The following is a 23,024-nucleotide window of genomic DNA, read 5'->3' as shown; positions in this document are numbered from 1 at the left end:
CTTCAAGGAAGGGGGAGGGTGAGGTGTCAGGAAAAACATCGAAAGCGCCATCAGTTTTGCATTCTCTTAAAATTGGTCTTTGAGGGCGTTGAAGGCGGAATCGAGCAAGCGTTCTGACTGATTCAAAAAAGGCGCAATTGGTCATAGGTGTTACGCGAACATTCATTCCCTCGTCGCCAGCTTGGGTTAGCAAACACATCTGCTGCCGGGGAACTGACGAAAGTGCGAAATGCCGATGAAACTGATGACTTGTTTTCCAACCTGTTCGCCTGTTTACCCATGGGGCAGTTTCTCTGTCGCTTTCTGCCTTATGGCAGGAGTGGCCCTGGCTGATCCGGCAGTGGACAAGACGGCAGCCGCAAATCAAATCGATCAGACCGCGCTTGGCGAGCGCAGTGCCGCCGTGAAGGCCGCCCTGGCACGGGCGAACGGTCTCCAGAATCTGGGTGATCTGGACAAGGCAGACCTGCAACTTCAGGACGTCTTGCGGACGGATCCCCAAAACGGCGCCGCACGCCGCGCCATGGAACGGGGAGAACAGCTCCGGTCACCGTATTACGATGCGGCCAGGGATCATCAACGGGCTCGCGCCATCAGTGCGACCGCCGCCATGTGGGAGGATGCGGTGCCTGCTGTTGACCTCTCTCACCTGTTTGGCTCGGCAGGGCAGGAGTCTCGTATGGCTGGCAGCAATCGAGCAAGCATCCAGCAGAAGCTGCGCACGCTGATTGTACCGCTGGCGGATTTTGATTCCGTGAGCCTGGTTGAGGTGGTGGAGTTTCTGCGCATTCGCAGCCGGGATCTGGATCCCGCCAAGAAGGGAGTGGGGTTCATCCTTCATGCTTCCCCGGAGATAGAGTCCCGGACTCTGACGCTACGGATGTCCTCGGTGCCTTTGGAGGAGGTGTTGCGTCAGGCCACAAGTTTGACCGGAGCCGACTACCGGGTGGATGAGCATGCAGTGATCATCACCTCCCTCCAGGATAAACAGGAGGCGCTGATCAGCAGGCAATATCGCGTGCCTCCGGATTTTCTGCAAACGACGCCGGTCGCTGCGGCAGGAGGGGGGCTGCCGACAGGCCGGCTGGGTGCCCTGGAACTCTTGCAACAACGGGGCGTTCCATTCCCGGATGGGGCGACTGCATCCTACACACCGGCGACGAACGTGTTGTTTGTGCGGAATACTGCCACCAATATGATGCTGGTGGACAGCCTTGTGGATCAAGCTGTGAATGCTACGGCCAAGCAGGTGGAGATCCAGATTCGCATGGTCGAGGTGTCAGACGCGAGGGTCAAGGAACTGGGTATTGACTGGCTGCTGGGTCAGTTCAATGTGCCTGGCTCGGAGAAGATCTTCGCAAGTGGCGGCGGACAGTCCGTTCCAGGGGAAGTATTGCCTTTTGCTGGCAGGACGGTGACGGATGGATTGCGGAGCGCGACTGAGGTGCTGGGGTTGCGATCCAGTGGCACCAGGATCGGGCGTGCCTTGGTGCCGGGAGCCGACGCCAAGTCACCTGGTGCGTTCGCGGTGTCAGGTGTCCTTACCGATCCCCAGTTTCAGGGAGTGCTACGGGGATTGAATCAGTCGAAGGGCATCGATGTCATGGCTACTCCCACCTTGTTCACCAAGAGCGGCCAGAGGGCGGCATTGAAGATGGTGAAGGAGTTTCGATACCCCAAAGAATACGACGCACCGGAGACTCCTACCAGAACCACAGGTGGAGGCCTGGGCAAACCATCTTCGCCGCGGTCATTCGAAAAGAGAGATGTCGGCATCGTCTTTGAAGTGGAACCCGTCATCGGGCAAAACAAAGTCATTGAGCTCAGCTTGTCGCCGTCATTCCTGGAGTTCGAGGGGTTTATTGATTACGGCCAGGACTTCCAGAACTCGACCACCGACCGCCTCACCGGCCAGCCAGTCTATTTCACCGTAGAGAATCAGATTTTGCAGCCCATCTTCCGGGCCAACCGAATCTCCACGGCTGTTTCTATTTGGGACGGCTGCACTGTGGTATTGGGGGGAGCGGCATTTGAGAAGCGTTTTAGAGCGGATGACAAGGTCCCTGTAGTGGGGGATTTGCCTCTCATTGGGCGCACGTTCCAGAGCAAGGTGAAGCAGGTCGAGCGCACCAATGTGCTGTTTTTCGTCACAGCCAGAATTGTCGATCCCGGCGGCAATGGAGTCGCCACGGCCGCGGTATCCAATGCTCCGTGACAGGCCTGTTTGAACTTATGCCTTAAGGGCATCGAATAACTTGGCGCGGCTCATTCACTCACCCACGCACCACAGATATTCCTGGCGGGTGGGATCGGTTTTCGCAGAGCGGATGTAGATGCGGTTGTCGCAGATGGCCGGCGTGCTGAAGGATTCATCGCCGAGGGTGTTCTGCGCGAGCAGCGTGAATTTCTGTGGTGTGGCCTCGAAGACAGAGGTGACGCCTGCTTTGCTGGTGACGTAGATGCGGGAGTCCACCATGACAGGGGAGCCATAGAACTCGCGGTCCACCTTCTCTGACCAGAGCTCTTCTCCGGTGGCGGCCTTCCAGCAGACGGCACGGCCGGTATCGAGCACGGCGAAGAGGTGACCTTCCTTCATAAGCATGGAAGGCACATAGGCGCGCGTGGTGTTCTCCCACGCGATCTTGCCGGAGCCATCGGCTTCGATGGCCATGGTGTGGTTCTTGGGATAACCGCCGCCGATAAAGACGCGGCTGCCATCCGTGACGGCGGTGAGCACGGTCTCCTCGGTGCTGCCGTCGATGCTCCAGAGCTTTTTGCCGGTGAGCGGGTCAAAGCTTTCCACCTTGTTGCAACCAGCGAGCACCGCCTGCGTCTTGCCCGCAGCGTGGACGACGGCGGGAGAGGCATAGTTGGCCACGGGAGGACGGTCCTGCTGCCACACGATCTCGCCCGTCAGTTTGTTGAGGCCGGTGAGCTTCCCGCCGCCGCGATGGTCGGCGGAGACGAGCACGATGGACTGGTAGAGGACGGGGGAAGAGCCGAAGCCCTGGTGCACCTGAAAGTCACTGACACGGCGCTGCCAGAGCTGCTTCCCGGTGGCATCCAGCGCCGTGGTGTAGATGGCTCCGTTGTTGAGGAAGTTGACGTACAAGCGCTCCCCATCGCTGACCACATCGGACGATGCCTGGGAAGAGATGCGATGCCCCTTGGTGTTCAGATTCTCGCGGTGGACCACGGTCTCCCAGAGTTTCTTGCCCGTGCCACGATCATGGCAGAGCACGAGTTGTTCCTCGGTTTCCAGGTCGGCCGTGGCCAGATAGACGTGGGCGCCCACCACCGTGGGTGACCCATGCCCTCGCCCGCGAACCGGGGTCCTCCACAGCACGCCTTCGCTCTCGCTCCATTTCAGCGGCGGATTTTGCCCGGCGGCCGCGTGACCGTCCATCGTCGGACCCCGCCAAGCTGGCCAGTCAGAGGCAGAGCACGGCGTGGTGATCAGGACGGTGAGCGCGAGGGCGAGAAAGGCGCGGGCGGGAGTGGACGGGTTCATGTTGGGGAGGGGAGAGGCGAGGCAGGGAATGCAAGTACGTCGTGAGGAACGGGGGTTTTGCCCGACTTCGCGGGAGACACAAGACGCAAGACCTGGGGTGGAGCTCTGGTAGTGGCCTAGGAGCGTTTGGTTGTCAGAGGCATGGCGCGGCAAGCGGAGCACTTTCCCTTCAATCCGGAGTAGGTGGGCGTCGGGTCGGATCGCGACGACATGAGACGTTTGGGGCCAACGCCTTGACGCACTGCCCACTGACGGACTGACTCTCTCCGCGCAGCGGTCAGAACATCCTCCTCAAGTGTTAGCGGCGAGGAATTTTTGCGGTGAAGTGCATTGCCTGCTGTTTGAACGATCGCAGATGAGTACGCCCTGGCCACCAGATTGGTGCAGCAGGAGGGGGCATCGTGACGGCGGACTACTCCATCATGCAGGAGCGGGCCCACCGCTGGTCCAGTCTCGGGGTCATGAAAAACTTCAAGCTCGCCGGTGAGCCTGCGGAGCTGCGCGCCAGCTACGGCGGGGAGGTTGGCCAGTGCGGCCTGCTGGCGCGGCACCTCAGCCAGTCCGGTGAGCAGTTTATTGAAGTCTCGCACAACAGGAACTTCCTCAACGGCACCAGATGGACATGAACGGCATGATCGATGAAGACTAAGGACGTATATCGTTGATAATAAGTAACTTAAGAATTTTTATTTAGTTATCCATCTCCCTCATTTGCGCCGCCAGTTCGGAGAACACCCAGCACTTTTTTGTGGCAAGTGATCAGCGTTATGATTTATATAAGCGCATGGAAAGTGGTGCTCGTAAGGTGAAGCAGGATGACAGCAAGCCGCCCCGCACCCTTCGTGTCGCGGTGGTGGAGGATGACAAGGTCGTCCGGACCTTCATTGAGCGTTTGCTGGGCAAGCCGGAGCACAACTGCGAGTTCGTGGGGGCTTGGGCGGATGCAGAATCTGCCCTGAGGGAACTGCCCGCGTCCGAGCCCGACGTTGTCGTGGTGGATCTGGAATTGCCCCTGATGTCCGGCGCAGAGTTGATCTCTGTGCTTTCCCGCAAGATGATTAGCGCCGCCTTTGTGGTGCTGACCGTGCACGATGATCCCGCCAAGGTCTTCGCCGCCCTGCGTGCGGGGGCTCACGGGTACCTGCTCAAGGGTTCCAAGCCAGAGGACATTGTCGGCGGTATCCGGTCTGCCAGTGAAGGGGGGGCCCCGCTCAGCCAGGAGATCGCCCGGTTGCTCATCCAATCCTTTCAGGAACCGCCCAAGACGGAGAAGCCGCCCATCCCTGGTCTCACCCCACGCGAGACCCAGATCCTGGAGCGTCTGGCTCAGGGCATGGTGCCCAAGGAGGTCGCCTTTGAGCTCTCGTTGAGCTACGAAACGGTGCGGGACTATCTGAAGGGCGTGTATCAAAAGCTCCACGTGCGCTCCCGCACGGAGGCTGTGATCAAGTTCCTCCAGCACAACAACGACGAAGGCTGGGCGACCTGAGCCGGTGCGTCAGTGGGCAGTGCGTCAGTGGTCAAGGTGCTGGTACGGGGATCGTAAGGGGGGCGCATTGTCGGCCTGTGGGATGGCATCGCTGGCTCGATTGGAGTTTGAAGTTTGAGATCTGAACTTTGAAGTTCTTGCCTAGAACCGCCCCTCAAATGAGGGCCTGTTTGCCAGTGCCGGCTTTTGATAAAGTGCTGAACATGAACACAGCACTTCCCTCCACCCGGCCCACAGTTGGCGTGCTGATTCGCTACGCGCGCGCCTCTTCCACCCTGCCGCGCGTGATGGCGGCGCTTCAGGGCCAGACTTTGCGACCGGACCGGATTCTAGGGGTGGACAGCTCTGGATGCGTCGCCTGTGGCGAGCTCATCCGCAGTGCGGGAGGTGAGGTGCTCCGCTGGCACGAGAAGTATGAACCTTCCCGCGTGCTCAACCATGGTCTGCGCCATCTCCCCACGGAGCTGGTGCTCGTGCTGGGCTCCCACACGGTTTTGGAGGATCCCCGCACACTGGAGCACATGGTGGCAGCCATGCTGGAGCCACGCGTGGCCTGTGTGAGCGGCAAGGGGCGGGAGCGCAATCCGGGCAGTGACTATAGCGATGCCATCACCTGGCAGGAGATTCAGGAAAAAGGGCTCAAATTTGGGTCTTTCTACAGCAACAACCTGGGTCTGTTGCGCCGGAGCTGCTGGGTGGAATGCCCGTTCGATGAAAACCTGCCCACGGCGGAGGACTACGCATGGGCGCTGGAGCAGGTGAATGCGGGGCACGTCTGCCGTCGGCTGAACTTCCCCTTCACCCTGGCCCGGCGCTGCGCCTCACGTGAGAAGCTCTTCTCCCAGATAATCTTCCAGCTTGCAGCCTGGCATCACGTGAAGCCGGCCTGGCCCGGAGTCTGGAATTCGGTGCGGTGTCTGGCAGGCTGCTGGCTGCGGCCCAACCAGCCCGACGCGCGAGACCTCCGGCTCCAGTTGTGTGAGCGACTCAAGGGATGGGGCGCGTTTCATTTCTCCCGGCCTGTGTTGTATGGGTCGTTTAGGAGTTAGGTTTTATAGGTGGCCATCTTCGGTTGGGGGACATTGCTCCACCGTGAACAGCCTCGCGAAGCGTCTTGGAGTGCGTGTGGCTCGACACCGCTTTGGTGGAGCTTGTGATCATCTCGAACCACAACGGCGGAGCAGGGCAGAGGCGGGGCCAAACGCAGGCGGCCGGCCCGAAGCCGGTCTCACAGCCTTTTGGTTGCCAGACGGGGGCGGTTGGTCAATGGGTGCGCCATGCGCCTTTCCCGTCGCCGCTTCTGTTTCCATCTGCTCCTTTTGTTCCTGCCGAGCCTTCCAGTCCTCCCGGCCGAGGAGCCGGTCAAAGCGGAGCTTGATATTGTTTCCTTTAACCTGCGTAACGGCGGACGGCGTTTCGACGGGCAGTATGACCACGCCTTGCAGCATCGCGTGATTGGGGCGCTCAAGCCGGATCTTGTGGCGTTGCAGGAGGTGGACCGCCGGACCAGCCGGGTTCAGGGTCTGGATGTGCCGGCGGATTTTGCGAAAGCTCAGGGCATGACCTTTGCCTACGGGGCGGCGATGTCTTTTGCGGGAGGGGAGTACGGTACTGCGGCGTTGTCTCGCCTTCCCATCGCGTCTTCCCGCACCATCGCCCTGCCGGTGAAGGGCGGCGAGCCTCGGGCGGCCACTTTGATCACGGTAGCCGTCCCCACCGTCTCTCCGGCAGAGGTCACACTGGTGAGCGTACACTTCGACTCCGGTGCGGATGATGCCGCCCGGCGGGAAAACGCCCGCGTCCTGATTGCTGCACTTAAGGAAACAACCACTCCGGTAATTCTGGCGGGTGACTTCAATGATCGCCCGGGCTCCACCACTCTGACTCTGCTGGCCGAGGCCGGATTTCGCAGATGCGTGCCAGAAGGAGATGCCAGCAGCTACCCTGCGGACGAACCGCGCCTGGTGATCGATCACGTGCTGCTGCGCGACGGAGCCGACGTCCGCCTGGAAGATGCCGGGACCAAGGTTGTGCCCAACGCGGAGGCCAGCGATCATCGGCCGTTGCAGAGCCGCGTGCGGGTGAGGATGAAGACACAAGAGTAGAAGACACCAGGCATCAGACCTGGGCTGGCACCGAGGAGCGCGCCACCCATTCGCCTGCTGGGATGCACGCCAATACTCCACCCACCTTCGTCACCTATGGTCGGTGTAGCTGGCGATTTGGAATCGCGCGAGCGCAGTCTTCCTCCTCCCTCCCTATGGAGTGGTGATCACCACGCGGTAGAACTTCCGCGGCCCATCCCCTGCGGTGGTGTCCTGCCAGGACATGACCGCGCCAGAACCCGGCTGCATGGTCGCCACACTTACGGGATCCCAGGTTTTCAGATCCAGGCTGGTCTGCACGGAGTAGAAGCGCCCCTGTTCACTGGGCCAGGAGAGGGTGATGCTGCCTCCGGTGTTCGCCTGCAACGGCGTGACCACGGCGTCCGATTGATTGGGGTTTGTGCCAGCGAGAAACTCGGTGAGGTTGTTTCGGGCATCGCCATCGTCATCCACTGTGGGGTCCAGGACGCTCACGGGAGTGGCGCGCAGGCTGCCATACTGCTGCTCCCACCAGTCGGGCAGTTGGTTGCTGTTGCTGTCACCCACTGTGAAGGTGGCGGTGGTGACGGGCCCGGTGAGTCCGGCATGAATGCCCACCGCCTTCACCGTCGTGGTGCGCAGAGAGCTGAACACCCCCAGATTGGCAAGGGTCGGGCTTTGTGAAGTAGGCGTGGATCCGTCCAGCGTGAAGTGAATGAGCCCCTCTGGCACGGTGGTGCCGATTTTCCAGGGGATCGAGCTGCCGGACGAGGCCGTGGCGGGACTCAACGTGATCACCGGGGGCGATCCGTAGGCCGTCACACCTGGGTTCGTGGTATCCACAAGAATGAGGTTGTTGTCAGCCGGAACCAGCAGGCCGCCCCTGGGCAGGGTCTGCTGCTCCGCGCCATCCATCAGGCTGATGATGTGAGTGGTGCTGGCGGTGCTGACAATCACCCGATCCTGCGTGAACAGAGGCTGGCTGGTGGGGGTGACTGGCAGCGGAATGGTGCGCAGCAGAGCCCCGGTGCGCCGGTCAAACACATGCACACCTGGAGTGCCATCCTCAAAGGTGGCATACACCACGCCCTGTCGCACGGCGGGGGTGAAAAGGTGCTTGCTGCTCGTGCTGCTCCATCGCGTGAACGGAGCCTGATGGGTGGCCACACAGTACAGCGTGCCTTCCAGGTTCACCACGGCATCGCCGGCCTCCCAGACCACCGTGGAGTTGGTGGTAAGCAGGGCGGGATTGGGGCGGAAGGTCCAGCGCTGGACACCATAGCTGGCATCCAGTGCGTGGATCGCTCCTCCTGTGGCAGTCAGGATGAGGTCGGCACCTTCTGTGGGCGTGCCTGTCTGGGCACCCGGCAGCGTGGTGATGTAGGCGGCGGAGGGAGGGTTGTATGGCTCGACACCGTAGATCTTGGGACCAGAGCCGCCCGGCATGTGAACCAAGCCATGTGATCCCAGCAGCGACTTGCCCAGCTCGCTCACGGTGGGGGTGAAGGTGCCGTACAATATCACATTACCCGTGGCGGCCTCCAGCCCGGTGATGCTGGAGGCGTTGCCGGGATCCGTTAGCACGTAGTAGAGGTTCGAGCTGTAATGCAGGGGGGGATTGACCCCTCCTGAGATGATCTCGTTGCGGCTCCACGTAGGGAGCCCGGTGTCCAGGTGCAAAGCCTTGATCTCGTTGGAGCCATCCGCTCGGTGGCCGGTAACGTAAACGCGGTTGTCCGCCACGACGGGCATCGTGGGTGCGCCTTGCAGCGCCTGCGTCCAGCGCAATTGCAGCGGACCGTTGAGGACGGCGGGGAAGAGTCCGGAGCGGTGGCTGTTCCCTCCCAGCGCTGTCCAGGAGCCGCCCCGCAGATCGCCCAGATGCACTATCACAGTTGAGATAGAGGTGCGTGCTCCATCCGTCACAGTGTACGTGAAGCTGGTGGAGCCGGAGAGGAATCCGCCCCCGGGCTGAAAGGCGAGTGTGCCGTCCGAATTGGCCGTCACCGTGCCTTGTGAAGGCTGGGTAAAGGACTGCACCGTCAGTGGCAAGTTTTCCGGACTGTAGTCGTTGGCCAGCACATTGAGGGAAGCGAGGGACTGCCCGGGCATGGTCGCAAATACATCGGCTCCCAGCACCGGCGCATCCGGCACGGAAGATACCTGGATGGTGACGGTGGCCGGGGCGGACTCGCTGCGTTTGTCGCGCGTTGTGAATGTGAATGTTGTGTACGGTGTTCCGTTCTCATTGGTCTCCGGCAGATAGATGAGCTGGCGGTTGCTGCTGAGGACAAGTGTGGGCGCTGTGGTGATGGGGACTGTTGGTTCAAATCCATCAGAGGCCTGGAAAAGCCGCCCTCTGGCAGGAAGTTGCGTGACGTAGTACTGCAACGTGTCGTTGTCGGCATCCGACCCACTGAGAGTGAAAGCCGTGAGTGAATCCTCGCTGGTAGGCACGGTGCTGGAGTTGGCCACCGGCACGGTATTCGTGGTGGGTGTGACTTGCAGGGTCACTGGCAGAGTCGAGTCACTGCTGGTAGGATCGTTGGTGGTCAGGGTGAGCAGGCCCTCGTAAGTCCCCGTATTGAGCCGGGAGGCGTTGTACGTGACCGTGACCGTGGCAGAGCCTCCTGGGGCGATGGTGCCCGAGGATTGGGAGAGAGTCATCCAGTCCAGCGCATCACCTGAGAACTCCACGCCGTCAAACCACGCATTCACATTGCTGCTGTAGTTGTAAGCAAAGGCCGCAATGCACTGAGTGACCCCGGGATTGCGAAAGGGGACGCCAGCCTGCACCACGGTGCCGTTCACATAGTAATCAAAGGTCTGGGTGTCCCAGTCGATGTTGCGGAACTCGATGTGGTACCAGGTGTCCTTGTCGTAGGCCACCAGTTGATTGCCTCCCACATCGGCATTCAGATAGAAGCGCCCGTTCGGGTGGGCGAAGAACCAGATGAAGTCCACGAGATAGTTTCCACTTACATCACACAGCACCATGTAGGCGGTGGCCAGATCCCGCGCCGCGGTGCGCACCCGGAAGGATACATGCCCGGGCTGTTGCGCCCACTGAAACTCCTGATGAACTCCGGAGAAGTGGTCTTCGGTGCCGGCCATGTTGAAGCGGAAGGACTTGGTTCCCTCCCCTGCCGTATTGGACACCACCTCGCGATGCGCGTCCGTCCAGCTCTCAAACCACTTGTTGTAAGTTCCATCCTCGAACCCATCGGCGAAGGGCAGGTACGGATACGTCGCGGTGTTGTTGTCCAGGGCGTTGAGACCGGGGCGGGCTGGAAGCAGTCGTCCGGGCCCGGGACCCTCCTCCACGGCCTGCACTGCCGAACCGGTGGGCAGAAACGCAAGGGGATGCACGGGTTTCAATCCCGCGAGCTGGTTGGCCAGCACCTTGGCAGTGGCCGCGTTGTCAGGCCGGGGAGTTTCCTCCAGCTTCCAGGTCAGCGGCACGTTGCCATTGTTCTGCAGGGTGATGGTCTGCGCGGTCGTGTCATCCTCTTCAACCGTCGCTCCCAGGATGGAGGGCGTGATCTGGAGCGCCGAGTAGCCGAGGGTCATGTTCACGTTCTCTGCGGAGGGCGGAACCTCCACCGTCTGTGAGCTGGAAGAAACAAACCCTGCCGCACTGGCATGTACCGCATAGCTGCCATCCACCACATGGGCACTGTAGGTGCCGTCAGTGATCGTGGTGGCCGTTCGGGTGACGGGGCCGCTGAGGTGCACTGTCGCTCCAGCCAGACCGGAGCCATCGCTCACATTGGTGATGCGTCCACTGATCTGGGAAACGGTAAAGATCTGCAGGGTTGCCTCCTCGACCCGGTTCACGCCCGCGCCATCCGTAAACGTGATGCTCAATGGCAGGCTTGCTGGCGTCGTGTGATCGGCCGCCACGGTGATGGTCAGCGAGGTGCCGGTGTTGGCCTGCCGGGCGGCGGCTGGCACCACCCCGAAGGTCTGGGTGGTATTGCCCAGTGTCACCTTGGGATCGGCGCTGTTCATCGTCACCGTGGCCTGGAGCGGGCCGGTGGACAGGCCGCCCAGGTTTTGCACCTCCAGGGTGAGGGCCGCGGTTTCTCCGGGGCTGATGATGCCATCGGCATTGCCCGTGGTGCCGGGTACGCCTCCATCCACGACGGTGGTCTTGACCAGCACGGGGTAGGCAGAAGTGGCCAGATCTATCGCGTTCCCTACATCAAGACGCCCGCCGGTGCTCACCTTGCCGGTCAGATTGGTCACGAGATCCGTCTTGGCCAGCAGCGCCGCTTTGATCTGGGCAAAACTGATTGCCGGGTTCGCCGCCTTGAGCAGTGCCGCGGCACCCGATACGTGCGGCGTTGCCATGGACGTCCCGCTGGAGTGCACATAGCCCCCGTCGCGGTACGTGGAAAGAATGCTGTCACCCGGTGCGGCCAGATGCACCTTGCTGGCCCCGTAGTTGGAGAACCACGCCAGCTGGTCATTCGCGTCCGTGGCGGCTACGGCGATCAGGTTGTCCGCCTCGTAGTTGGAGGGGTAGTTGGGGATGACGTCGTTGTCGAGCCCGTCATTCCCGGACGCCGCCACGAAACCCACGCCGTTGGTCCCGGCATGGTTGATGGCATCTTTCATCGCCTGAACGTAGTCGCCCCCGCCCCAGGAGTTTGAAGAAAGGAGGACACCTTTGGCCGTGGCATAGTAGATGGCCTTGATCGCGTCAGAGTCCGCCCCGGATCCCGCCGAGTTGAGAAACTTCAGCGGCATGAGCTTCACATGATGGCTCACGCCCACCACGCCGGTGCCGTTGCGGCCCACCGCGCCCACGGTGCCGGCGGTGTGTGAGCCGTGGCCGTGATCGTCTTCGGGGTTGGCATCGTTCGAGACGAAGTCGTAGCCGTGGATGTCATCCACATAGCCGTTGTTGTCGTCGTCCAGGCCGTTGCTGGCGATTTCACCGGGGTTGGTCCAGAGGTTGGGCTCCAGGTCGGGGTGGTCCATGTCCATGCCCGTGTCGATCACCGCCACGATCACATTGCTGCTGCCTTCCGTCACGGCCCATGCGGTGAGGGCATTGATGTCTGCTCCTGCCATGCCCCCGGTTTGACCCGTGTTGGAGAGCGCCCATTGCTGATTGAAGGACGGATCATTGGGGGCCGGAGCCTGTGCCTGGTTCTGCACGATGTAGTCTGGGTCCGCATAGGCGATCGGGCTGCCCGCCTCAGCAAGCGCCAGCAGGGCGGCGTCATAGGTCTCAAGACTCGGATCCTTTGTTGCCACCAGATAAAGGGGGGCATTGGGGATGCGCTCGCGAATGGTCAACTGATGCTGGCCAAGCCAGGCCTGAAACTCCGGCTCCGTCACACGTGGCTTCAGCGTGACCATGAGGTGATCCGCCACCATCACATTCCGTTTCACCAGCACCTCTCCGCCATTGGCCATGCGGCGCACCTGCTCCTCCATGCGCAGGTGCGGGTATTTGAAGTTGGTCTCATGCAGCGTCACGCGCCGTTGCACACCATCTGGAGAAATCTCTGAGTTGTCCGCGGCCACCACTTTGCCACTCGCGATTTCGGCGGGCACTCCCCGGCGGGGAGAGTTGGGACCGCCTGCTGGAGGGAGCGGGGCGGCAGGCGCGGGGAAGGAGGCGGATCCGGTTGCGGGAGCTTCCTGCTTCCTTCCGGCGGTCGAGTGGCTCAGATCCCACGGCTTCGGCGCGGTGGGGCTTGCCGTCGAAGAACCATCTCGCGAAGCATCGCTGTCAGCACTTCTGTCGGAGTACGCATCACGCAGCAGCCATGCTGTGGTGATGGCCAAGCCCGCCAACACCAGGATACCGCCTGCCAGGAAGGGGAAAATTCGGAAGGAACGCGTGCTCATGAGGAAAATCGCTCCATGCTACTTGGAACGAGCATTTTTGGCCACTGGAACGTGAACGCCTGCGGTACGTGGAAGGCTACGGATTCTCCTGTACGGGCGGGACAGGGGGCGGCGCAGAGGGTTGAGGTACGGTTAAACGTCGCCTGCTGGGGATATTGGGGCGGCCTGCGCCCATGTTGGGAGGTTGACCAGGGAGAGGCCGGATGCCCGGCGGCGCGGGCGTGGGAGCGGTGCCGCCCTTCATCATGCCGGGGTTGGCACCCTGCGGAGAGGGTTGGCCATAGGCACCCGGAGGGGGCTGTGTTGCACCGCTCTGATCCTGCTCCATGTTGGTCATGTTAATGGCGGCAGTGCCGGGATCAGGGGCGGCTCCGTTGGGAGTGTGTTTTTGGCCCATCCCATGGGGCGAAGCCTGTGTGGTCCCGCCACCGCCCTGCCCAGCGGCCATCTGTTTCAGGAAGGCGGTGTCGTATCGCAGCGTGGCCTTTTCGCCTCCCGAGACGATCACGGCGTAGGAATCCCGCCGGGTGTCCGCGATGACGGACTCCGTCACCCGCATGCCGTTGGCGGCGGGTTCCTGGCCTTTGAGTCGCGTCCGCTCCCTCGTCTTGGTGTTCACCACCACCACGCAGGTGACTCCCTCGGCATCATCATACATGCTCCCCAGGGCGAGATTTTTGGCAAAGGACTCTCGCTGGATGGCCACCGGAGCCGTCTTCAGGGTAAAAGGGTTCTTCCTCCAACCGTTCTCATACTTCTCCGCCGGGAAAGGCTCAGGCGGCACAAAGGTCTGCTGTGCCTCAACATCAGATCCGAGCAGGAATGGGACGGCGCAAATCAACATCACCAGCTCAATGGAGCGGCGGGGAAGGCCTGGCAGTGTGCCGCTGACGGGTGCGGAGGACATGGATTTGTGGAAAAGAAGGTCTGTCCGGAAGTGTCCTCTGAGTGGGACAATTCGCCACAACATTTTGACCGGTCACCGACTGGATGCTTCTGCGGGCGGTTGTCCCAGGGGTCGGTCTTGTGGGAGATACAGGCTGGTGGGATTCAGGTCCTTCCCTTTCAGAAACTGGCCGTCGGGCTGGCGTTGGAGGTCATCTTCCGTCCACATCTTCTGGTCCGGCCCGGCGCTGCGGATCTCCAGGCGGTCGCGGCTCGCGGCATGGATGTAGAGCGGCGTTTTCCACCGGTCCACGAGCTGGCCCTTTTCATTGAAGGCCGGGTGGTCATCCCGCAGGAACCGGATTTGCGCCTTGTTGCGGCCTTTGAGAGCGTCGGCGAACTCTTCATTGGCCCCGAGCCGGAAAGGGTCATTTCCTTTAACCAGGAGCGCCAGATTCTCGAGCGCATGGGCCACCGCGTGCAGGTCATCCTGGGGACGGGAGCCGGGGCGGGCATACGCCTGCAGGATCATTTCACCCGGCAGTTTGGTGCCGGGGGGCGGATTCGGGGGCAACGGCCGGAGGGGCGGGCTGGGCGCTGCCGGGGTGGCGTTGTCAACGGGAGAGCCAGGCCCGGGTTTCGGTTTGAGGACCAGCCACAAGCCTGCGGCAATCACCGCCAGCAAAAGGGCTGCGGTGATGAGGCGGCCGGGGCGTTGGTGCGCCGAACTGCCCGCCTGTCCCGGTGTTGTCATGTGATGTGGAGGAGAAGCGGGGGGTCAGCTCCAGGTGCCGGGTTTTAGGAAACCGATGGGCAGGGTGGAGGAGCTTGCGTTGTAGAAGTTGCCCAGGTTGGGCAGCACATAGGGCATGTCCGAGGCCGCCACCCCGAACCACCGCAGCATCTCGCCCACGAACTGGTCCACAGACGTGGTGGGGATCATCCGCCCGCCATAGCCGGTGTCATTGTTGCTGTCGATCGCGAGATCCGGGAAGGTGCCGTAGATTCTGCCGCCCTGCACGGGCCCGCCCATGACGAGGGCGTTCGCCCCCCAGGCGTGGTCGGTGCCGCGGCCGTTGCTGCGCAGCGTCCGGCTGAAGTCTGAGGAGGTGAAGGTGAGGACGCTGTCCTGCAGGCCCATGGCATCCAGCGCCCGCTGGAAGCCGGCCAGTCCGGCATCCAGCACGGAGAGCATGGGGGCCTGGGAGTCCAGCAGCTCTGTGTGATGGTCCCACCCGCCGAAGCCAATGAAGAGCGTCTGCCGGTGCAGCCCCAGCGCCTGACGGAGCCCGATCATCTTGGCTGCCGCACGGAACTGGGAGCCCATGTAGGAATTGGGGAACAGGGCAGCCACCGCGCTGTCGTCGTACGAGCTGAACTGCTCCAGGAAGAACTCCTGCAGCTCGATGCTGCTGCGCGTGAGGCCGGAGAAGGACTGCTGCACCAGATTGGCGTACTGCTGGGCGAGGATGCTGCGGTGCGCGGCGTTCTTGATGCGGTGAAAGTGGCTCGGATCCCCGATGTAAGAGCCGGTGAAGGTGAGTGCCCCCTGGTCTGTCACCACGAACTGGCTGGTCTGGTTGCCCACCTGCAGGAGATTGTTCCCCGCCAGGGAAAGGTTCATGGAAAAATTCGTCGTATTGGAGGAGGCGTGCAGCACATCCGCAGCGCGGCCCGCCCAGCCGCTGAGCTGCGTCATCCCCTGCGGGACGGAGGTCTGCCACTGGTCGATCTGGTCACTGTGGGAGAAGAGCGCCCTGGGCAGCGGCATGGTCTCCGCCAGATATTGCGCCTTGGTCACGGGAGCGATGAGCGTGCCCACGTTGGAGATCCAGGCGGCGCGGCGTTTTGCGGTGTCGCCGCCCAGCCCGTTGAACATTTCCTCCAACCCCGGGCAGTTCGGATGCAGGCCGTACTCCTGCCCGTCTCCACCGGACTGGTTCAGGGGACGCAGGGTGTTCAGAGGCAGGGCCAGATTGTCCCGCGTGGTCGTGTACACGGCATGCCGGGCGGCATCGCGAGGCACCAGCCAGTTGAAGGAGTCATTGCCCCCGTGAAGGAAGACGCACACCAGGGTGCGGTAGTCTGTGGGCCCTGACTGGGCGGCAGCGGAGCCGGCCAGCTTCAGATTCAGCAGCGTGTTGAGGATCGAGAGATTCCCCAGGGCCGCACAGGCAGACTGGCCGAGGAACTGCCGGCGGTTGGGCCGGTGAAAGGGGGACCGTTGGTCTTTCATGTTCATACGGAGAACAGCGTCGCGTTTTAATGAAGAGGGCTGGGGGTCACCGGATCACGGCCCCCTCCGGGGAGACGATTGCCAGATACGCCGCCACCTGCGCGCGGATCGCCAGTTCATTGGCCGGCAGTTGATTGATCGCACTCAGGATGTGGGTGCGGGTGCCCACCTCCATGTTGCCTGCACAGAGGATCGTGTTGAGGTGGTCCACCAGCAGTTCCGGCGTGGCGGCCAGCGCCTTTTCCCGCTCCATGTCCAGGGGGAACTGGTACACATTCCAGAGCCGGAAGCCATACTGCACCAGATCCCAGAGCCGGTTGGGGAAGGAGATCGAGGAGAAGCTGTCTGTGATCTGGAAGACTGGGGAAGACAGGCTGTTTTGCGTCAGCACGCCCGGGGCCTTGTAGTCGGGGCGGTAAAAGTTGAACACGCTGGGAGAGAAAGTCGGCTCCTGGCGGCTCACATTGAAGAAGTCATTCCAGTCCCACCACAGGAGGCTTGTCTCTCCCTTCAGGCCAAAGGCGCGTGCAATGGACATGGCGCGGATGACAGGCTCCTTCAGACGGCCAAACGAGGTGCCGGAGGAGTAGCGTGCATCGCGCGCTTCTTCATCCAGCAGGATGGCCTTGATCACCGCCAGCAGATCTCCGCGCACGCCCTGTCCGTTGTTGGCAAACACCGCCGAGACCCGCTGCACATAGGCGGGGCTTGGGTTGTCGGTGACGAAGAACTGGATCAACTGCCGGCCTACGAAAACACCCGTGTTCGGGTGCTCGAAGAGCATGCGGATGAGGTCGTCGATGTCGCGCAGGGCATTCTCTGCGGAAGGGGAGCGGGAGGGCACCACAAAGCCGCGCAGCAGCGTCTTTTTCCCGAAGTCATGACGGTCAGAATGCATTGTCATGGGCGTGGCAAAGGCGGCGTCATCCCAGCCACCGTTGCCCCACTCCTGCCCGCCATACCAGAGCCCGGTGAGCACGCGGGCCACCTGGGTGATCTCGGTATTCGTGTAAGTGGGGATGGGATGCCCGCCGCTGTCCAGCATGCGCGTGCCATCTGGGTTCAGCTCCCAGAGCCCGATGGTGAAGAGCTGCATCACTTCACGAGCGTAATTCTCATCCGGATACTGGTTGATCTCCGGGTGCGCCTTCTGGTTGCCCACATGGCTGAGGTAGCGCCCCATGATGGGGTGGAAGGTGACCTCGCGCAGCACGTCGAGGTAGTTTCCAAGACCGTTCCGCACGAAGATGTCATAGAAGCTGGCCATGCCGATTGCCTTGTTCTCCAGGGCGGAATCGCGGCGGGAGGCTACGAGGATCTGGCTCAGGGCAAAGGCCATGCGCTGCCGGAGCTGGTCCTGCCCGTTTACCGCACCGCGCGCGAAGGCAGTCATCATATTGTTGCCAAAGAGGAAGTACTCATTGTCACTGCCGCCATAGCTGTAGCCCCGGCCCGTGCGCTGCCCGCGGATGTCATTGTAGATGCCCAGGATGTAGGGCGAGTGCAGCGTGGCGGGCAGCGCGGCCTGCTGGGTGATCCAGCTCGCGTAGCCCTGCTCCTGCACGGCCTGGATGTCTTCCACCGTCGGCCCAAAGGTGGACTGGGTGAGGAACCGCGCTGCCTGGGTGCGGGAGATGGCCGTGCTGCCACTGGCGATGCCGGTACCGCCGCCGCCACCGCTGCCAGAGCCGGGGAATCCGCCTGCTGCAGCGGTGCCCTGGAGGCGCTCTACCAGAGTCACGTAGTCACCGCTGTAGGTCGTGTCCACCACGCCGTCCTGGTTGGCGTCCACGCCCGTGGCGCTGCGGGAACTGTTGGCGGCCAGAGGGTCTGATCCCAGCACATGCTGCTCCGTCCAGTCGCTCACGCCGTCCCCGTCACGATCCAGATCGTTCACCCGCACTTTGTAAAAGATACGGGAGGGGCCGTTCAGCACATCAGTGAAGGTCTGCTGGTTCACACCATCCAGGGTGACAGGCGTCCCCGTGGCGGGGCTCCAGTCCGTGAGGTTGCCGCTCTGCCACACGGTCTGCTGCTTCTGCACCAGCGCCGGCCAGCGCACCAGGATGTTGTTTCCTTGAGCAGCAATGGCGGACCACAGCCGGCCCGCGGGGTCAAAGGGGTCCGTGCCTGCCGCTGCTTCCGCCGCATTGCTCATGCCGTCGCCATCGGTGTCCACATTCGCCATCAGGTTGAAGCTCCCCGCCCAGAGTTCCCAGGCATCGGCCAGACCGTTGCCGTTGAGGTCCTCACCCGAGCTGCCGGTGCCGCGGTAGAGCGGTGGCAGGCTGGAGGCCAGGAGCGGGTTGCTCCGGGTGGAGACTTCCACCCCATCTTGAGCGCCATCGCCATCCGTGTCCCGCTGTAGCGGGGAGGTGCCGGCAGTGTATTCGTCCACGTTTTTCAACCCGTCGCTGTCGGGGTCCAGGGGGGCATCCGCCGCACTGTTGATGTTCAGCCCGTACTGCGTCTCCCAGACATCGGGCATCCCGTCATTGTCCGTGTCTTTGTGGGCGCTGAAGGCGGTCGTGTTCTCCAGTGGTGTTGCCTGGAAGTAAACGGTCACAGCATCCGGCACGCGAAAATTGAACCGGTTCACCACGGCCGGATCATCATTCGTCTGCCAGGTGGCGGTGTTGTTGTGCGCGCTGGTGGCCAGGGCGCATCCGTTGTAAGTGCGGCTCACCACCGTTGACCCCGTCCGCTGATTGATGATGGCAAAGGTCACGTTCCAGCTCGTCTGGGCACCAGTGCTGGTGGCTGAAACCCGGAACCGCAAACGGTCAGAGATGTCCACCCTGCCGCGTCCGCTGAAGCCCATGGCCGTCTTCAAGTCAGCAGGCGGGGAGGACCAGTCGCTGTCCCAGACATGCTGGGTGTCACTGTCCGGATTGCTGAAGGCCCCCCAGTAGTTCGTGTGGAAATAGTAGGTCACGTTGCCATTGCGAATCGGCAGGGCAAAGTACAGGGCGGCCTCACGCGGCCGCACCGCGTTGGTAATGGAGAGCGCAAACAGGTCGTCGTTAAAGCCAGAGTGATTGCGGGAGTGGTCCCAGACCAGTTGCGCGTTCTCCACCGTCCAGTCGAAAGTGCGAGAGGGCGAGGTGGTCACGACTGGCATGCTGAAGGTGGTCGCCTCAGCCGCCAGAGGGTTGGTGCGCTCCGTGGATTCGAGGAGGTCACTGCGCCCATCGCCATCTGTATCGGCATTGTTGGGATCGGTCGGCAGTGGCAGAGTGGCCACCTCGGCCCCGTCCGTCAGGCCATCACCATCGGTATCTTGCAGCAGCGGATTTGAGCCCGTGTCGGTGGCACTCGCCCAGATGCCGGTGCCGGTCTCCACCAGGTCCAGCAGGCCGTCGCCATCGGTGTCGGCCACCCGGGGATCCGTGCCACGGTTTTTCTCACCCACGTTGTTGAGCCCGTCGCTGTCAGGATCCTGCGTGGCATCGGTATTGGACCCCGGGTTGAAACCGTAGCGGTACTCCCAGTGGTCAGGCATGCCGTCGGAGTCCGTGTCCGCAGTGGCATTCACGATCTGGATGCCATGCAGGCCTACGTTGTAGTAGCTGGTCCGGTAGAGTTGCAGATTGAAGGTGCTGCCCGTCACGTTGCGGAAGCGCACGGTGTTCCCGCGACGGGGATAGGTCGCATTGTAGATGCCCTGTTCGATAAAGGTCTTCTCCGGTCGGGAACTCGCACTGCTGAACCTCAGGTCTGTGGCGCTGTTGTTGTTGAGCCGTACATAACCCACGGAGGCCTCTGACTGAGACCCCACGTAGGCGATGACGTCATAGGTGGCATAGGGCACCTGCGTGACGGTCACGGACGCGGCATTGTCGCTTGCAACGGAGAGCATGCCGTCGAAGAGCTTCTGGGTGGGACCACCACCGTTGCCTGTGCCCCAGGTGTGCCCTGGGTTGGTCCAGGAGAACTTCACGCCTGAGTCCACTCCCGTAGCATCCACCACCTTGCCCGCGATCGGGGTCACGATGTCCACCTCAGATCCTGTGGGATCGTTCCAAGTGCTCAGGGGCATCGCGCTGTTCCAGTTCATCTGCGGAGTGATGCCGGTCACCTCCTTCGGCAGCAGGCCGTGCTCCGGGGTGAGGTCGGAGACAAACTTGATGCCGATGGCACCGGGGAATGCAGGGGGCTTGCTGCTGCTGCTGGTCGGATCGAATCCGGTGCGGACCTCCCACGCATCGGGTGCCCCGTCGTTGTCAGTGTCAGCCAGCAGGGGATTCGGGCGCGGGTTTAAAAAAACTTCCTCACCATCCTGGAGCGAGTCGCCGTCCGTGTCAGGGTTGTTGGGGTCGGTGCCGGTGTGCGTGGCATCCACATAGGTGCCAGTATGGGTCTCGTATCCGTCCTTCAGGCCATCACCGTCGGTATCGGGGTTCCGCGGGAGTGTCGTGCGGGTGAACTCCTGTAGGTTCGTGAGTCCGTCCTGATCAGGATCAAATGCGGCATCGGCGGCATTCTGGTCGTCGAACCCGTGGTCCTCCTCCCACCACCGGGGCAGGCCGTCGCCATCTGCATCTTGGAGCGCAGTGGGGTGCAGATCGAGTTGCAAATAGTCGAACTGGAGGGCTCCGTCCGGGCTGGAGGGGCTGGTCGTCACCCGCGTGATTTCCAGGACGTTTTCGCCTGTCGCGAGGGTGAAGGTGCCCGCATTGGCCTCCACCAGCATCTCGCCCCGGGTGGTGAAGAGCTTCGTCCCAATGAGAGCGCCATTGAGCCGCACCTCAAGAGAGTGGTTGCCGTAGCCGGGACCCTGGGTGTTGGTCGTCGCCTGCCACCAGCCGCCCCACACCTGGTTGAAATGGAACCGGATCCTCGCCGTGGTGGTGGCCTGCCCGGCGTTCAGATTGAAGTGGATGCGCTGAGTGTGGTTGGTCGTGCTCAGCACCCGCTCGAACTGCGAGGCGGCCTCAGTGGCTGCCACGGTGCCGATGCCGTAGGTCCCGGCAAAGTAGTAGTCGTTATCAAGCGCCGTTGCGCTGCCAGGCAGGTTGTTTTGCGGCCATGTTTCACCCCCCAGTTCCTGGGGATCGTTGTTTTCCACGCCGATGGACCAAAGAGTCGTGAACTGGGAATGGAGCGCAGGCAGGGGCAGAATGGCCACCCAAGTCACCAGCACCCAGAGGGCAGGCATTCGCATAGGTTTTGGTATTGGCGGAGATTACGACTTCTCTAGATTGCTGGCAATTTTCAGACCGTCTTACGATCGATTAGGGGCCGGGAGGATCGCCGGGTTCAACATTACACGTTCGCCTCCACGACTGGGAAGCCCACAATTGAGGGGCTTTGCCGCCGGGGATTCAACGATCTAGTCTCGTCGGACGGGTTGTCGATGGGGAGCTCCCAGGCTTGCCGGCTACACCGGACGTGGTCAGCGTCCTCAAAAACAATTCCATCTTGATTCACACTCTGCGGATGATTCCTCCCCCTCCCGCCCATCACACCCAAAGTCACCAACGCGAAGACTCTATCGGTCCAAAATTGCCACAAGCTTGCCCTTCAATGCGTTCACATTGAACACTTGCCCCTATAAATGCGCCGTGGAAGTGCCTCGTCGGACAAGGGAAATTGCGTCTTAAGACTCTAAATATCCTTTATTTCAGTGGGTAGGGCGTGTATTTTTCAAGCTGTGAATTCAGAAGGGAAACTACTTGTTGAGATTTAGATGCAATAGTGTACAGCTCCCTTGCGAATTCTCCTCCAAGCCCTCCTATGAAACCCAAGGTCTTCCTCCTGGCAGCTTTTGTTGCCGCCGTCTCTACGCAAGGGATCTCCATGGCCGCAGAGGTTTCGACGGATCCGTTGGGGGTATTCACCTTTGAAACTTCAGGCAATTCGGACTCTTACGTCTACCTTCCCTTGCGACGTGTTCCTGAATTTGTTGGAACTGTTGCGACGGTCTCAAAGAACGGTGCCTATGACGTGGGGGAGCCATTCACCGATACTAACAACAATAGTGTCCGGGATTCCGGCGAGGTGTTTGTGGACACCGATAATGTTGTTACTCTAAGTGGCACTCCGGGTCTCATTTCGAATCAGTTTGTGTATGCCGCTGGCACACAACCAAAGCACTTTTACATGTTGGTGAGCAGTGGCTCACGGGCGGGCATGTACTACACAGTGCTTGCTAATGGGGTAGGAACTTTGACCGTGGACGCTGCGGGGGACAACCTCCTTTCAACGTTGGCTGCGGGAGCAACCGTGGATGTAGTTCCTTTTCAAACCTTAAGTTCAATTTTTCCAGCAGGAGGTGGCGTACATCCCTGCTCCACACACTCCATTGCCAATAGGCAGTCGGAGATTCTGATTCCAGACAATGGCACAGCCGGGAAAGATTTGGCTGCCGTAGTGTCATACTATTATTTTTCAGGCTCTACGGGAGCAGGTCCTGGCTGGAGAAGGGCAGGTGCTGCAAGCGTTTTGGCGAATGATGATGTGTTGCTGCCTGATACATTTTTCATAATTCGGCATAACATTGCCACCCCTACCACCGTGAAAATGTTAGGTGGGGTTCAGATGGCAACCTTGAGCACGCCCCTCAATGTTTCAGCAGGGGTTGATCAGGACAACGCAGTGGCTTTGCCGTTCGCGACTGAAGTCACTTTGGCTCAGCTGAATCTGATTGCATCGGGAGCGTTTGTCGGCAGTTCGACCCATTCCATTGCCACCCGTCAGGACCAGGTGCTTGTGTGGGATAACTCTATTCCAGGGCGTAACAAGGCAGCAGACGCCAGCTACTATTACTATACTGGTTCCAGTGGGGCAGGACCGGGTTGGAGAAAGTCAGGGGTGGCTAACACCATTGCGGACTCCGATGTGGTTATTAGCAATAGCAAGTGCATCGTGATCAGAAAGAAAGCCGGGACCGTTGCGAGTTCGGTTCTCTGGTCGGTTCGCCCCTCCTATGTCGCTGCGCCTTAAAGCTATCCG

The 23,024-nt window shown here is 61.4% G+C and carries 12 protein-coding genes; 6 read left to right on the top strand and 6 right to left on the bottom strand.

All coding sequences use genetic code 11. The annotated features are described in order from the left end of the window. Nucleotides 1–310 precede the first annotated feature (310 nt). On the top strand, nucleotides 311–2,215 hold the full coding sequence (locus VSP_RS30665; RefSeq protein ID WP_009965552.1) for a type II secretion system protein GspD: 1,905 nt from the start codon (nucleotides 311–313) through the stop codon (nucleotides 2,213–2,215). Between the two features lie 54 nt (nucleotides 2,216–2,269). Here the strand turns inward: VSP_RS30665 and VSP_RS30660 are convergent, their stop codons facing one another. Next, a complete protein-coding gene (locus tag VSP_RS30660; protein ID WP_009965550.1) occupies nucleotides 2,270–3,511 on the bottom strand; it encodes an outer membrane protein assembly factor BamB family protein in 1,242 nt (413 codons plus the stop codon). 401 nt (nucleotides 3,512–3,912) lie between these two features. Between VSP_RS30660 and VSP_RS30655 the strand changes: the two genes are divergently transcribed. The 4 genes from VSP_RS30655 (at nucleotide 3,913) to VSP_RS40295 (ending at nucleotide 7,105) form a co-directional block, all read left to right on the top strand. After that, nucleotides 3,913–4,137 carry a DUF1501 domain-containing protein gene (locus VSP_RS30655; RefSeq protein ID WP_009965549.1) on the top strand — a complete coding sequence of 75 codons (225 nt, stop codon included), beginning with the start codon at nucleotides 3,913–3,915 and terminating at the stop codon, nucleotides 4,135–4,137. A 158-nt stretch (nucleotides 4,138–4,295) separates the two neighbouring features. Continuing rightward, nucleotides 4,296–5,000 (top strand): response regulator, encoded by a 705-nt coding sequence (locus tag VSP_RS30650; protein WP_009965548.1) that lies wholly within the window; start codon nucleotides 4,296–4,298, stop codon nucleotides 4,998–5,000. A 203-nt stretch (nucleotides 5,001–5,203) separates the two neighbouring features. Continuing rightward, nucleotides 5,204–6,049, top strand: a complete 846-nt coding sequence (locus VSP_RS30645; protein WP_156346314.1) for a glycosyltransferase family 2 protein — start codon at nucleotides 5,204–5,206, stop codon at nucleotides 6,047–6,049. Between the two features lie 228 nt (nucleotides 6,050–6,277). Further along, complete coding sequence (locus tag VSP_RS40295) at nucleotides 6,278–7,105, top strand: endonuclease/exonuclease/phosphatase family protein (RefSeq protein ID WP_009965546.1); 828 nt, start codon at nucleotides 6,278–6,280, stop codon at nucleotides 7,103–7,105. Nucleotides 7,106–7,258: 153 nt separating this feature from the next. Here VSP_RS40295 and VSP_RS40290 read toward each other — a convergent pair whose 3' ends face one another. From VSP_RS40290 to VSP_RS40285, 5 genes are all read right to left on the bottom strand, one after another. Beyond that, on the bottom strand, nucleotides 7,259–12,949 hold the full coding sequence (locus VSP_RS40290; protein WP_009965545.1) for a S8 family serine peptidase: 5,691 nt from the start codon (nucleotides 12,947–12,949) through the stop codon (nucleotides 7,259–7,261). A 76-nt stretch (nucleotides 12,950–13,025) separates the two neighbouring features. Continuing rightward, the gene (locus VSP_RS30630) at nucleotides 13,026–13,856 is read right to left on the bottom strand and encodes a hypothetical protein (RefSeq protein WP_009965544.1); all 831 of its coding nucleotides are present in this window, start codon (nucleotides 13,854–13,856) and stop codon (nucleotides 13,026–13,028) included. A gap of 72 nt (nucleotides 13,857–13,928) precedes the next feature. Next, nucleotides 13,929–14,588: a hypothetical protein gene (locus VSP_RS30625; RefSeq protein ID WP_009965543.1), complete on the bottom strand. Its 660-nt coding sequence runs from the start codon at nucleotides 14,586–14,588 to the stop codon at nucleotides 13,929–13,931. A 24-nt stretch (nucleotides 14,589–14,612) separates the two neighbouring features. Then, entirely contained in the window at nucleotides 14,613–16,070 is a 1,458-nt protein-coding gene (locus VSP_RS30620; protein WP_157211147.1) for a DUF1501 domain-containing protein, read from the bottom strand. Nucleotides 16,071–16,116: 46 nt separating this feature from the next. After that, nucleotides 16,117–21,234 (bottom strand): DUF1800 domain-containing protein, encoded by a 5,118-nt coding sequence (locus VSP_RS40285; RefSeq protein WP_081452826.1) that lies wholly within the window; start codon nucleotides 21,232–21,234, stop codon nucleotides 16,117–16,119. 572 nt (nucleotides 21,235–21,806) lie between these two features. Between VSP_RS40285 and VSP_RS30610 the strand changes: the two genes are divergently transcribed. Then, nucleotides 21,807–23,015, top strand: a complete 1,209-nt coding sequence (locus tag VSP_RS30610) for a TIGR02597 family protein (protein WP_009965537.1) — start codon at nucleotides 21,807–21,809, stop codon at nucleotides 23,013–23,015. Nucleotides 23,016–23,024 lie beyond the last annotated feature (9 nt).

This window comes from Verrucomicrobium spinosum DSM 4136 = JCM 18804, assembly GCF_000172155.1.
In the GTDB taxonomy this organism is placed as follows: domain Bacteria; phylum Verrucomicrobiota; class Verrucomicrobiia; order Verrucomicrobiales; family Verrucomicrobiaceae; genus Verrucomicrobium; species Verrucomicrobium spinosum.
This window is presented reverse-complemented; position numbering and strand designations above follow the sequence as displayed.